Annotated in this window: 12 protein-coding genes and 1 pseudogene; 8 read left to right on the top strand and 5 right to left on the bottom strand. The window is 45.5% G+C overall.

Going from position 1 to position 12,443, the window contains the following annotated elements:
* A pseudogene (locus JZI27_RS25155) lies at positions 1 to 99 on the bottom strand (ABC transporter substrate-binding protein); the annotation flags it as partial.
* A gap of 595 nt (positions 100 to 694) precedes the next feature.
* Here JZI27_RS25155 and JZI27_RS23865 point away from each other — a divergent pair.
* The 4 genes from JZI27_RS23865 (at position 695) to JZI27_RS23850 (ending at position 5,712) form a co-directional block, all read left to right on the top strand.
* A complete protein-coding gene (locus JZI27_RS23865) occupies positions 695 to 1,231 on the top strand; it encodes a hypothetical protein (protein ID WP_280209669.1) in 537 nt (178 codons plus the stop codon).
* A 212-nt stretch (positions 1,232 to 1,443) separates the two neighbouring features.
* Positions 1,444 to 1,644 carry a helix-turn-helix domain-containing protein gene (locus tag JZI27_RS23860; RefSeq protein WP_280209667.1) on the top strand — a complete coding sequence of 67 codons (201 nt, stop codon included), beginning with the start codon at positions 1,444 to 1,446 and terminating at the stop codon, positions 1,642 to 1,644.
* A gap of 19 nt (positions 1,645 to 1,663) precedes the next feature.
* Positions 1,664 to 3,424, top strand: coding sequence for a TOTE conflict system archaeo-eukaryotic primase domain-containing protein (locus tag JZI27_RS23855; RefSeq protein ID WP_280209665.1), 1,761 nt, complete (start codon positions 1,664 to 1,666; stop codon positions 3,422 to 3,424).
* Between the two features lie 161 nt (positions 3,425 to 3,585).
* A complete protein-coding gene (locus JZI27_RS23850) occupies positions 3,586 to 5,712 on the top strand; it encodes a DUF927 domain-containing protein (RefSeq protein WP_280209664.1) in 2,127 nt (708 codons plus the stop codon).
* Positions 5,713 to 6,347: 635 nt separating this feature from the next.
* Here the strand turns inward: JZI27_RS23850 and JZI27_RS23845 are convergent.
* Positions 6,348 to 6,494, bottom strand: a complete 147-nt coding sequence (locus tag JZI27_RS23845; protein WP_280209662.1) for a hypothetical protein — start codon at positions 6,492 to 6,494, stop codon at positions 6,348 to 6,350.
* Positions 6,495 to 7,036: 542 nt separating this feature from the next.
* Between JZI27_RS23845 and JZI27_RS25150 the strand changes: the two genes are divergently transcribed.
* Positions 7,037 to 7,240 (top strand): helix-turn-helix domain-containing protein, encoded by a 204-nt coding sequence (locus JZI27_RS25150; protein WP_481752843.1) that lies wholly within the window; start codon positions 7,037 to 7,039, stop codon positions 7,238 to 7,240.
* A gap of 1 nt (position 7,241) precedes the next feature.
* Entirely contained in the window at positions 7,242 to 8,273 is a 1,032-nt protein-coding gene (locus JZI27_RS23840; protein ID WP_280209660.1) for an S-layer homology domain-containing protein, read from the top strand.
* A 215-nt stretch (positions 8,274 to 8,488) separates the two neighbouring features.
* On the opposite strand, the gene JZI27_RS23835 is transcribed toward JZI27_RS23840, so the two are convergent.
* Positions 8,489 to 8,668 (bottom strand): hypothetical protein, encoded by a 180-nt coding sequence (locus JZI27_RS23835; RefSeq protein ID WP_280209659.1) that lies wholly within the window; start codon positions 8,666 to 8,668, stop codon positions 8,489 to 8,491.
* A 291-nt stretch (positions 8,669 to 8,959) separates the two neighbouring features.
* Between JZI27_RS23835 and JZI27_RS23830 the strand changes: the two genes are divergently transcribed.
* Positions 8,960 to 9,139 carry a hypothetical protein gene (locus JZI27_RS23830; protein ID WP_280209658.1) on the top strand — a complete coding sequence of 60 codons (180 nt, stop codon included), beginning with the start codon at positions 8,960 to 8,962 and terminating at the stop codon, positions 9,137 to 9,139.
* Between the two features lie 4 nt (positions 9,140 to 9,143).
* Positions 9,144 to 9,491, top strand: a complete 348-nt coding sequence (locus JZI27_RS23825; protein WP_280209657.1) for a type II toxin-antitoxin system PemK/MazF family toxin — start codon at positions 9,144 to 9,146, stop codon at positions 9,489 to 9,491.
* 605 nt (positions 9,492 to 10,096) lie between these two features.
* On the opposite strand, the gene JZI27_RS23820 is transcribed toward JZI27_RS23825, so the two are convergent.
* The gene (locus tag JZI27_RS23820; RefSeq protein WP_280209656.1) at positions 10,097 to 11,113 is read right to left on the bottom strand and encodes a tyrosine-type recombinase/integrase; all 1,017 of its coding nucleotides are present in this window, start codon (positions 11,111 to 11,113) and stop codon (positions 10,097 to 10,099) included.
* 62 nt (positions 11,114 to 11,175) lie between these two features.
* On the bottom strand, positions 11,176 to 12,213 hold the full coding sequence (locus JZI27_RS23815) for a tyrosine-type recombinase/integrase (RefSeq protein ID WP_280209654.1): 1,038 nt from the start codon (positions 12,211 to 12,213) through the stop codon (positions 11,176 to 11,178).
* Positions 12,214 to 12,443: the final 230 nt, after the last annotated feature.

The following is a 12,443-nucleotide window of genomic DNA, read 5'->3' as shown; positions in this document are numbered from 1 at the left end:
TTCCTTCGCAATCACTTGCATGAATTCATCTTTATCCTGAGCGGCAGGACGGGCAAAGCCCAATTGATTGAACAGCACACCGGCGAATGTATCTTTCCGTAAATACAACGGTCCCCACAGGATGTTAGCGGTCTACCCCTCCTTATTCAGTTGTCAAAGAGCAATAACTCTCCCACCAACAAGTAATAGTGGCTAATGCTGACCTACAGATGATTTAATCCACCCACAAAATCCTTACAGCAATATCTTTCCGTAAACAGGCTGACGTTGACTATAAAACGGCTATGGGAGCCGATTGATTTCACCTCCAAGACAGAATTGTGCTTTCGTAAAAGGCAGGATAGCTAACGTGACAGGTGTTGAGATAGCTCAATAAATCGGATTAATTGCGCTTCTTATTCCGAGTTAATAAATCGGTCTACCCTGTAATTCAATTAAAACACGCAAATATTCGCTCTGTCAATTATGTCAAATTAGTGAAGTTTAATAATTATCATAAAGTAAAGCGTTATCAGGTAATTTTTAGGCGGCTTCGGGAAGGCGCGGAGGGCATGGCTGCGAATGGGAGGAACGGCGGGACGAGGCCGCGCGACCCCGACTGTTCAGAGAGCGAAAAGCCCTGTAAGCTAAGGTTCACGTGGGAGATAATCCTGCAACCCCAAAAGCCTAAAGCAACAATCAAATGGAGGAAATCATGTCAGGAGATTATTTAAAAACAACCATCGTAAAAGAAATGCTGGTTACAGTGAAAAAGCCCAGCGAGAAGGAGATATTAACCTTTTCTGAACAGAAAGGTTTTGAGGATTACGTCATTCGAACACCGTGCGTTTTGACACTTCCAGCATATCCGGTATTTTCAATAGAGGAGGGAGAAAAAACTCAATGCAGATACCATACTTTTTTCAGCGATATGGACTATGCATCTGATGATAATACTTTGCTTGAGGCTTACATGGATAAGATGTTGAAACGGATAGCAAAACGCTGGGATGACGGATTTAACCCGTATTCGGCATTCTTTTACGTTGAATCAAAACTCAAATGGGTCAAGGAACCTGACATTAACAACAAACGAGAGGAGCTGATCGAACTAACATTTCAAAATGCTTGCGGAACACATTCAACAGTTGATTACGGTAGCCTGATTACTATCACACAGAGAAATGAGAATCAATTGATTAGATTTACTTTTGCGAATAGGGCATTTATAGAACTAAACGCTGTGACTTGAATTTTCTTTCGGCGCGGGCGTGTGCCGGGACCCCGCTGACAAGGTGGGGGTAGAGCGGCTATGATCCACTCCAGAAGCAAGAATCGTTTTCCGAACAACGCTTTGACCTATCCGGTGCTTTGAAGACCATCAGAAGCACGCAATTGGGAGGAGTTGACAAAACCAAACATCTGGCTGCTAAAATCCAGGCAAAACGAAAGGAGTGGAATCAGTTGGAAACACTCAAGAGCCAGAAGGATGTAGCAGAGATGCTGGGGGTCACGAGGAAAACGATTCGGCTCTGGTGTAGGCAAGGGTTGTTAAGCTACAAGCCCAGCTACGAGGTTGTCCTGATCGATCTGAACGAGCTAAAGGCGTGGTTGCTGAACCACAACAGTGAGAAAGTCAGGCAACACGCTAAGAAACTACGGTAGGAAAGGGGGGAGGAGTCAGATGACAGAAGACCAAAAGTTCCAGCTTGTACGCAGCCTCTTCGTTCACAGGGAAGATGTGATAGCTCGCTATGACGAGAAGAAAGGCAGATGGAGGCCAGCCTATGATTACAATGCCAACACCTACCAGACCGTAACGGATGAACAGCTTCGGATGCACATCAACGGTGTTGAGCGTCGTGGTGCTTACTCAACGGCTCTGGACAACACTTGTAGATGGATTTGTGCAGACTTTGACGAGAACGAGAACGCTTTTCCGCATTGTATGCAACTGAGGGACAAGTTTTGGGAGTACGGAATCCCTAGCTACATTGAGCGCAGCAACTCTGGAAATGGAGCTCACCTTTGGCTATTCTTCGAGCAGCCCGTCCACGTAGCAGAAGCAAGGCAACTTATGCTATCTGCACTCTGCCTCGCTGGCGTTCCGATTACAGGAGACTTCCGAAAGGGTGGGAGCGGTAGTCGTTCAATGGACCGCCTGACACCAACGCAGGACGAGTTGACGGGAAAGATGCTTGGGAATCTCGTTTGCCTCCCGTTGTTTGGTAAAGCTGTCGAGAAAGGAAATACCTGCTTTATAGATGATAGCCAACAGGCTTACCCCGATCAGTGGGCGTTTCTGCAAACTATCCAGAAGGTTAACTTTTGTGCAGCGAATGTGCAAAGGCTCCTGCAAGAAGAGGTCGAGCTACCACGGAAGGAAACGATCGCCACCGGAGCTGCTTCTACGCTGGCTGAACAGTTTTCGTTTCTGTACTCACTTGCAGCAACGGACAGCTACTTTCTCCAACGTCGTCTGCGTGAGATAAGAGGATGCGAGGCAATCCAAGCAGGGATTCGGTATGCCAACGATTTTTCCGAACCAGCGTGGCAAGCGGTGTTGAGCAATCTGGCGGTGTATGGTGATGGTGCAGCGCTCGACTTGGCACATGAGTTCAGCAAGGGATACGACATGCGGAACATTACGAATAAGGAAACGTCAGTTTACGACCCCGAAGACACCCAACGGAAGTTTATGCACAAAATCGACTATATCCAGAGGGTTGGTAAGCCCACCTGTTGCAAAACGTTGGCAAATGATTGGGAATGCCCAAAGCTGAAAACAGAAACCTGCCGAGCCGGATTCATCGCTTTCTACGGTTTGAGCCAAGCAGAGAAATACGTCCTCCAAGTCCAAGAGGTAGTCGACCAAACGAGAGCTACGATTCTCCAGTTTGGCAGTAAATCTTTGTTCTGGTTCTATGAGCAAATGATTCTTCACGACATGGAGTATCAATACTTTCACAAAGATCGCGGTTGGTTACTGCAAAAACTTTGGGATAACGGACAGCCACAGGAACCGAAAGAACTGGACGAGTACGCACTTGTCAGGATGGTGGTGGAGAAGCCATATCGGATAAAAGCTACGATAAAAGGACAGTTGTGCAAATGGCTCTGTAAAGAATTCCGTGGCGAGGAAGAAGCGAGGAAAGCGGGTCAGCTTCTGGATGGACAAAATGTTCACCACCACATTGATTACGACCAGTATAAGAAGACGTGGCGGCTGTGGGTGTTCTTCAAGCAGATGTCGACAGTAGACGTTGCAATTAAGCAAATGAATGCTTGGGGTATTCCATTTGACGTGCTTGATTTGACAGATGATTGGGTAGTGGCTCCGTTTGCAGCAGGAACCCTGGAAGGGGGTGGGAACAATGTGGAGGCGTTTCTGAACGTAAAGCAAGTGAGGATTGAAGAAACGAAGAAGGCCACCAACCTCGGCTAAGGTAGTGGCCCTCACGTCCCTTGATACCCGTGCAGGGCGCCCTGCACATCGCTCAAGAGTCTCCTTTTTGTTTTATGGCTCGATTGTAGCACGGGCTGATAGGGACGCGCAATTCCTCTGTGGTACAGGTTTTATCTAAAGATAACGAGGAGGAACCATCTATGGAACAGCTTAAACAAATGGTAGCCAACATGACGGTTGAGGAAGCGTGCGATCAAGAGTTTCGGAAGAAATTCTTCAAGGCTGTACAAGAAGCAGATTTAAGCCCTTTGGAAACGATAAATGCTTTGAATCAGTTTGAAGAGAAAGCAACTGCATTGGACGATAATTTTGACAGTGAGAAGTTTCATGAAGCGTTTGAATCTTTTGCAGATAAGGTTCAAGAAGAATTGGACAAAGAGACAAAGGCTACTCTTTCGCAAGTTAAGAAAGTTAGTGACTTTGTGCCGGATGCTCCGATTGCTGTTGATTTAATTATTCCTCCACAATATCAATTGGATAAAGCGAGTGGCATCAACAAGTTAGAATACAGGAAGGGTAAGGAATCTATTGATTATCTTTCTCCATACATTGTGCTGCCATGTGAGATCGTGGTGGACCCAAGCGATAAGAGCGGAGATAAACTTGTCAGGCTTACAAAGTGGAATCAAACAGAAGGAAGGTGGGAGTATCATCCTTTTCCTGTTTCAATGGGAAAGATTACTTCGGCTAAAGATATTGGGGTACTTAACAAAGCAGGCATTATTATCATTCCCGATGATCTGCGTGGACAAATCGCTCGCTATATGTCTGACCTTGCCAATGCGAACAACGTGTTTAAGAGCCTACCTGTAAATAAAGCAATTAGTCATTGTGGATGGACAAGTGATGGATTATTCTTTCCGTACACAACGAAAGATAGAGGGGAAAGCCTCATTTTTAGCGGTGAGCAAGGAACAACAAGTTATGCGATTCACGCTACAGTTGAAAAGCTACCGCGAGGTGAGAAATCTACAGCACAAGAAATTCTAGCCGAACTCCAAGGTAATCCTGTATTTGGAATAGTTTTGGCTGGAGTGTTAGCTAGTCCACTTGTTCCAAAGCTATCGGGGATTATAGATGAAAATATTGGGATTGAAGTATACGGGCGTAGTAGTAAAGGGAAAACCACCATCCAGACACTAACGGCCACGCTCGTATACGGTTTAGGGGAAGAACTGAAAAGCACCTGGGCGAAAGCTCGGGAAGCAGGTATATGGCGAAAGGCAGAAGCGGTAAATAATCTTCCATTGATCCTAGATGATAGCCATCGAATTACTGAAAAGCTACAAGGTGTACCTCATGACCTACTGAATGGAAAGGAAGGAGAAAAAAGCACGGAGACTACTAAGGGGTGGGATTCCAAAGATGGCACTCAACCACAGTACCGAGGGGTAATTCTTTTTAACGGTGAAGTTTCAATAAACGTCAAGGCACCTGCGGACTCGGTTGGTATCTATGGAAGGACAATCATGATCAGTGAGGCACCTTTTCCGCCAGAGTACGATGGAACTAGAGTGGAGGAGTTGAAGCGGAAAACTCTGTTGAACGGTGGTCACTTTGCTGAGCCTTGGATTCGACATCTTGCGAGTCTTGACAACGAGCAAACTGTTCAAGCCATTCTTGAGATCAAAAATGAATTTATGGTTCAGGATGCTGTTGAATTGTACCAGCGCCTTGCTACAAAAGCTGCTGTTTTGGTTTGGGTACTTCAAGAGTTTAATCGTTTGTTTGATACGAGCGTTAACATTGAGAGTGTAAAAGAGTTGTTGAAGAAATCAATGCTCACGGAGACGAACAATGTGAACGTTGCTGACAAGATCATGCAAAAGATCATTGACGATGTTTGGGCAGAAATCAGTGAAATTAAACCGAATAGCAAGGGATACACTGTTTACAATTATGGAAATAGGGTCGATATCTCTGGGAAAGCAGATTTGTTTTTTAAGTCAGGAGATTGCCTTGTCATGAAAAACTCCGTTCTGGAAGAGATCATGAAAGGGACAGCGTTTGGAACGAACCAATACATTCGGAAACAGCTTGCTATTGCAGGTTATCTGCAAGCGGACGAAAAAGGGGATATGAAAGAATACCGGTACAGCACGGAAGAAGGAAACCGGAAAATGTATGGGCTAAAATTCCCGTTTGAGATGTTTTCGAAATTCCTTCCAGACAGCGAGGGGGAAGGGGACGAACAAGGAAAAGGATTAAGATTGGCCCCAAAATCCCCAAGCAAAGAAGATCCAGTACAACTTCCTCCAATTGAATAGCACCGAAACATTAAACAGAGAGCCACGGGGGGAGTAAGAGCCCTATCTTGTGGCTCTCGTTCTTTATTTTGTATTTTGTGAACGATTTGTCGAGTCTTGTCGAGTTTGTGTCGAGCGAACGGATGTTTGTATGTTGTTGCTCTCTTGTTCCTTGTGAGAGAGTGAGAGAATTTATTTGTCGAGTTGTAGAGTTTGTCGAGTAAAAAATAGACCCTTTAGAGCAGAGGTACTGTGTTTGGAAGTTGGAAACGGAAAAGGGGGGTGCTTACTTCTTACTCTACAGACTCGACAGAACTCGCGGACACCTTCTCTACGGCTCTAGTTAACTCGACAGCACTCTTCGTTTGACTCGACACGGACTCGACACGACTCGACACGACTCGACAAGCCAGCAGAAACGGGCGTACGGCTTTTGCTTTCACTCGCTTTTCTACTAGTTCGTTTTCGACACTACCACCCGTTCCGCACGTCGTTCTTTGGTGTCTGTGGCTGTACGTCTACTGTTGCCCAGCATCTTGCACCCTCGCCTTACTACCCGAACCTACAGCTCTGACCCACTCACAAGTTCCGACCCCACCTGTCTGCACCTCCTTGCCAACGCTGGTCCTATAACCCGTTTAAGTCCACCGACTCTCTCAACCGTTTACTAGGGCGTTTACCGGAACCAGTCTTTCCAGTCCGTTACCTTTGGTTGACTTGTTCTTTGCAGCTCCAGTTCCCAGTTCGACCCGAAACCTGTTTTGTGGAGTTCTAGCCACTCCGAACAGCCTTTCCTCGTCCAAGCCCGTCTCCTTCTCTCGTGGCGTGCCTTTACCCCAGCTTGTACCGTACCCGTACCGAGAGAAGCAGAGAGGTAGCCACGCAACGAACGGACAAGCTACCCAGTGGTTAGGTGTACAAGCCCTAACCTGTCGGACCCCACGGGTTTTTACCCGAAACTACCTGCTTACTGTGTTCCTGACACCAAAACCGGGGGTTCGCTAGTCCGTAAACAAAGCGGGTCTAAAGCCAGGTTAAAAGGCAACTATCCGCTTCTCTGTTCACAAAGGTTCCAAGAGTAAGCAAGGGCAGAGAGCCGTCCAGAAGGAGTGAGTCGTTTTCTGACTAGGTTTCGGGGGAGGCCCGACCTGAGTTCGTTCTGTAGTGGTGTGGCATTTTAGCAAGAGACTGAACAAGGGAGAGTAACTAATCGGATTTTCGTGGTGCATCTCTGAGTCCGTAAAGCTTGCAGTAGTGTTGGTTGACAAAACTTAAATAATTGTGTGAAATCTTACCTATGTGATAAAATGGAAATAAAGGAAATTATCACACGGGCGGTGGTAATATGGAAGCATACAGCAAGAAGGAGCTAGCAGCAGCACTCAACCTCTCATCGAGGACAATTACTAGATATGTCCAGAGTTACGGTCTGCCAGTACAGGTGGTAGAAAACGGAAAGTACCTCTTTAACGCAGTGAACGTGAAGGAGTGGCTAGAGAGTCGGACTCGTATTCAGAACAGTGGCAAGACTATTGAAGGGATGAACTGATATGAAAAAGTTCAAGAAAACGATTCTGGCGCTGACTCTCGTAGTAACTACGGCATTCAGCGCAATTCCTGCTATTGCAGCAGTTAATTTTGCAGACGTTAAGAAAAACGACTGGTTCTATGATGTAGTGGGATGGGCTGTAGACGAAGGCATGGTAAGTGGTTATCCAGATGGAACCTTTAAACCAGGCAAATCAGTCTCAGAAGCCGAATTCTTGAAGCTGCTAGTGACAGCATATGAGCCAATCGAGCCTGGACAAGGTGGCAACTGGGCAGATCCGTATTATGAGTTTGCTAAGAAAATGAACTATCCGGTTTCTGGAAACCGAAATGCAGCGATTTCTCGTGGTGCGGTGGCTGAGATCGTTTCTGGTGCTGCTGGTGTGAACTACAAAGGCGACAATGCCATTGTTTACTTGCTGGGTAATGGTTTGGCTAAAGGGAAAGTGGCTGGAGAAATCAGCGTTGGTGGATACAAAGCAAAAGACCTCCTTAACCGCTCGGAAAGTGTACAATTCATCAAGAACGCAAAAGAAAACGGTTTGGATGAATTGAACAAACGACCAGCGAGTGGAAGTCCAACAAATCAACTGCCAAAACTGCCAGAAGTGGCAAAACCACCAGTAGGGGAAGTGCCTCCTGGAACGCCACAAGCAGTGGCTGACTTCTATAACAAGCTGATTACGGATGGCGTTGTTGCTAAGTATCCGCAATTCGAAGCTAAGGCTGGTAAGAACGGAGTAACAATGTTCCAAGGTGACCCTGTTGCTTCTGCAGTTCATGATAGCACAGCCAACAAGGTCAACCAAATCATCTTGTGGAAAAACGATGCCAAAGGCGCTGCTGACTTCGCTATCGATGCAATTAAAGCGATGGGTGCGCCAATGACTAAAGAAGCTGAGTTCAAAAAAGCAATCGAAAATAGCCGCACAAGCACAGATGTCGTTGAGTTCCGTGGTAGCGGTTGGACGATTACAATTACACCACACCAAACCTTGACTGACACGACGTACATTGTAGTTAAGAAGTCGTAGTAAAGAGCCCCAACCAGAGATGTCTTTGGTTGGGGCTTCTCCATGTCCGTGGGACTAGTACTTGTGCAATTTGATGCCTCAAAGTTAAAATTTGTGTATCGATGAAAAAGGCTATTGCGTTCGATATGGAATTTGTGTAGGATTGAAGTAGTCGCAAGACCGCTGTGGCGGTGTCCCCCGATGAGTGCAAGTCACCGGAGGACAAAGAGATAACTCTACATCCAAATGACCCTGAGAGTCTCTAGGACACGGAAACGCTTCGCATACTTCTTGATGAAGCCGTTCCAACCCCAGTTTCGTCCGTCCTTATTACGCCATTGTTCGAGGACGGTTGCAATCTCATGCCAACCTGCATTGACCAGTCGGGCAATAGCCTTTTCTTTTGAAATTCTCATTGCACATCCACCTTTCATATCGGTTTTTGTCAGACTCTGTTAGGTCATCGTACCGTATTCTGTCTTGATAGACAACGCATATAATCCAAAGCCCCAGCCAGAGATAATACTTGGTTGGGGCTTCTCTATTTACATTGCTTTAATCAAGAACCTTACCGCCAAAAGATATTAGTCGCTTAGCCTGAGGTTCTACCTTGTTTAATTATCGCTCATAATGGTAAATTCGGTAATGAAACACTGGATTTTAGCGTAGACTTGGACTAACAAATACTGTAATATGGAGGGTATAAAATGGAAAAGAAGGTGAATAAAATGAAAGATCACCTCAAAGAACTTATCAGAAAAAATAAAGATCAAATCAATCAAATGGCTAGAAATAATACACTAACTAACAAGCATGGCTTGACTGTTAGCCCAAAAGATGACCCTTATAGGAATGAGATTGCTACAGGTAAGATGGTGACGGCATAGTAGTATGACGTATGAACTGGGAGAGGTATGGTATGCTGCTTTTCCATACGAAGAAGATGAAACAAAAACAGAAGAAAGACCTGTTGTAATTATTGTAGAAGACGAAGGAAATGGTAAGGTATCGGTAGCAAAGATTACTAAGACTAGCCCTCGGGATCAGTATGATATTGTTTTAAAGCACTGGAAATCTGCTGGACTTAAACGACCTTCCGTAGTTAGAACTTCAAAAGTTGTACAAATTGACATATCACAGATCGACAACAAAAAGGGTGAACTCCATGAAGAAGACCTAGAGGCAGTTGTAGAATCTGTGCTGGCTTATTCAGAAATGAAACAAAAGCTTCAAAGATAGTGAGCCCTGACATATTCAAGTCAGGGCTTTGTCATATCCATCCGCTCGGTACTTGTCATGTTGTATATGTTCTTTTCCAGCGCTGTTACCCTCTGGTTTATTCAAACAGACCCTCGAATTCTGATCTCACCCCAGTCGAAACATCCTTTAATAATAAAATCATGTAACAGGTGGAGCCGTGTTCAGAAGAAGTTGGGTACGCGGTTTTAGCACTTTTTCCTAAGTTAAGCATGTTTCCATAAGGTGAAATAGTCAAAGAAAGAGGTAGGGAACCAATAGTAATACTGGTTAGCGATTGAGAAAGAATTGTATCTCATCGTAGCATTCCTTATTAGGAAGTCGATCGGACAAGATGTTACAACGAGACTGAGCATTTTCAAAAGAAACAGTAGCAACTAGGGTTTGTTCCCACAAAAAGATGCTTCTTCAGAAAAGAGGCTTAAACCAGATTAAGGGTAGCATCTGAAGCATGAATCAATGTTAAAGTCTGGGCGACATTGGGAGAAGCGGACGGAGGTTGTGCAAAGAGCCTGATATTGTTGTGTGTACCTTGTGTTTCGGAATGGATATGGGCTAGGAGAGCCATAGAACGACTCCCGTTCTTGTTAAAGTAGATCAGCTAATGGACTGTTCTTCTCGTGTTGTTTCTGTAGGTCGCTCTGCGTCATTTGGACATATTTCCGGACCATACTCATGTCGTGGTGACCCAAGATCTTTTGCAGGGAAAAAGGATCGCCACCGTTAAGGATAAACATCTTGGCAAAGGTGTGTCGAAATGTGTGAGGCGAAACGCGAGTACCAGTGATGCCAACCTGTTTTCCGTAATTGCTGATACGGGTGTAAGCAGCGAGGTAGGTCATCGGTTTGCCGTCACGAGCAAGGAAGAGGTGGTCGGAATGTTGGCTGAACTGTTCCTGATTCTCAGCTAGAAGTGTCGAAAGCAGATCGCACGTACGCTTCGTAATGGGTACGGTACGAGCCTGGCCGTTCTTGGAATGGGTGGCAGGAATGTGGATAGATTTGTGTATAAAGTCAATATCTCTTACGGGCATGTTGAGGACTTCATTAATACGCATCCCAGTATCCAGCAACAAAGCCATCATTACATAATCACGGAAACCAACAAACTCTCGTTGGTTTGGTGCGCTGAGTAAAAGCAGCATCTCTTCCTTAGAAAAGGAGCCAATGGTGTCGGCAGGAACCTTTTGCAGCTTGAGCCGTGGCGCGATGTTGGCGGACAGGTGGCCCTCGTGATACAGGAAACTCAGGAAGCATTTGAGTGAACGAGTACGAATGTTAACTGTAGCAGGAGAAAGGCCAAGCTTGTCGTTGAATTTGGCAAGCTGCTTGTGACCGTCAAAGAGAGGCTGTTCCGTAATCATGTAGTGAATGTATTCACGGGCAATGTCTGCGGTTAGTTGGTCTACAGTTAGAGTGGGGTAGTGGGTGGAGAGCCAACGACGGAAATAGCCGTAGAAGGTCTTGTGATCTTGGATAGTACGAGGCTTAAGTCCTTCAACCTCTTTTGAAAGAATGAACAGATTAAAATGAAAGTCAAGAGGATGGAGCAGGCTGGTTTGCTCTACTTTCGTTTTACGGGCAGTAGCAAAAGATTTCGTCATGAGAATCACTCCTTAAATAGATGGATGAACCAGAAGCCCCACCCGAAGGCGAGGCTGTAGTGTTAACGAGGAAGCCGCTTAAGAGGGCTGAATTTGCTGTGCTGTATTTTCACGTCCTCTGAGTACATCTGGACGTATTTCCTTACCATGTCCATTGAACTATGCCCCAGTATGACCTGCAATGTGAAGGGGTCCCCTCCGTTTAATATATAGAATTTTGCGAAAGTATGACGGAACGTATGTGGAGAGACTCGCGAGCTTGAAATTCCTGCTTTGTTTCCATACTGACGTAAACGCCTACTGAATATGGTGGGCTTTAACGGGTCTCCAAATGCTGTGAGAAAGATGTGTTCTGGGGTATCAGGATAAAATAGATGCTTGTTCTCTTGGACAAGCTGTTTGAGTAGTTTGGTTGTCTCTGGGGAGAGGGGTAGCTGCCTTAATTTGCGGGTCTTTGTGACTCGTCCGGGCAACGTGAGAAGTCGGGCTGTTGGGTCAAACATTTCGATGGTTAAGCTCAATGCCTCACTAATCCGTAAGCCTGTATCAAGGAGTAGGGTCATCAAGGCAAGGTCTCTGTAACCTGCGTACGTCTTTTTGTCTACAGCTTTAAGTAATTTAGCCACTTGCTGCTCTGAGAAAGCACCGATCTCGTCCTCATCCACGCGAAGGAGTTTGATTCCAGCGAGAGGGTTCTTCTGGACGTGACCATGATCATACAGGTATTTCAAAAAGCATTTTAATGAGCGTAATCGAATGTTGATCGTTGAAGGGCTTAACCCGACTTTTGGTTCCTCTTGGTTCTTTGACGGGCTAAATGGATGACCTTGAAATTGCACCTTGTCTACCTTCATGAAACTGATATAGGCTTGAACGATCTGTGGAGTTAGCTCGGAAGGCTTTATGGCAGGATACTGTTCATTGAGCCACTTTGCAAAGTACCTGTGGTGCTTCTTGTGATCTTGGATCGTTCGTTCGCGTAGTCCTTGTGAAACCTTATAGTCCAAGAACATTTTGAACAGTGTTTCCAGTGACTCTTGCTCCGTGTAGACAGCCTCAGTCCGTTTCCGAACGAGTGTCCGTCCTTTTCTTTTATCCATTGGCAGAGATACCTCCAAGATCGTTTTAGGTAGTATAGTGGTCTGTATTTGTAGAAAACGCTGCATATGGGCAATAAAAAAACGACTCCCTGAATATCAGGAAATCGCGTCATGACGGGCATTGTGAACTGTTTTTAAAACACACCATATGGCGTGTCCGGAGACCATTGCTCTATCCACTGAGCTACAGGCGCAAGAAAAGTGATACCTTCCTATTATAGAATATTGTT

The sequence above is a fragment of the Brevibacillus sp. AY1 genome (assembly GCF_029870785.1).
Classification (GTDB): domain Bacteria; phylum Bacillota; class Bacilli; order Brevibacillales; family Brevibacillaceae; genus Brevibacillus; species Brevibacillus invocatus.
The sequence above is the reverse complement of the archived record's forward strand: the minus strand, read 5'-3'. Positions and strand labels throughout refer to the sequence as shown.

What these genes read in the sequence shown, in the direction of transcription:
- JZI27_RS23865 (WP_280209669.1), top strand. Translation starts at nt 695, where the DNA reads ATGTCAGGAGATTATTTAAAAACAACCATCGTAAAAGAAATGCTGGTT.
- JZI27_RS23855 (WP_280209665.1), top strand. Translation starts at nt 1,664, where the DNA reads ATGACAGAAGACCAAAAGTTCCAGCTTGTACGCAGCCTCTTCGTTCAC.
- JZI27_RS23850 (WP_280209664.1), top strand. Translation starts at nt 3,586, where the DNA reads ATGGAACAGCTTAAACAAATGGTAGCCAACATGACGGTTGAGGAAGCG.
- JZI27_RS25150 (WP_481752843.1), top strand. Translation starts at nt 7,037, where the DNA reads ATGGAAGCATACAGCAAGAAGGAGCTAGCAGCAGCACTCAACCTCTCA.
- JZI27_RS23840 (WP_280209660.1), top strand. Translation starts at nt 7,242, where the DNA reads ATGAAAAAGTTCAAGAAAACGATTCTGGCGCTGACTCTCGTAGTAACT.
- JZI27_RS23835 (WP_280209659.1), bottom strand. Translation starts at nt 8,668, where the DNA reads ATGAGAATTTCAAAAGAAAAGGCTATTGCCCGACTGGTCAATGCAGGT.
- JZI27_RS23830 (WP_280209658.1), top strand. Translation starts at nt 8,960, where the DNA reads ATGGAAAAGAAGGTGAATAAAATGAAAGATCACCTCAAAGAACTTATC.
- JZI27_RS23825 (WP_280209657.1), top strand. Translation starts at nt 9,144, where the DNA reads ATGACGTATGAACTGGGAGAGGTATGGTATGCTGCTTTTCCATACGAA.
- JZI27_RS23820 (WP_280209656.1), bottom strand. Translation starts at nt 11,113, where the DNA reads ATGACGAAATCTTTTGCTACTGCCCGTAAAACGAAAGTAGAGCAAACC.
- JZI27_RS23815 (WP_280209654.1), bottom strand. Translation starts at nt 12,213, where the DNA reads ATGGATAAAAGAAAAGGACGGACACTCGTTCGGAAACGGACTGAGGCT.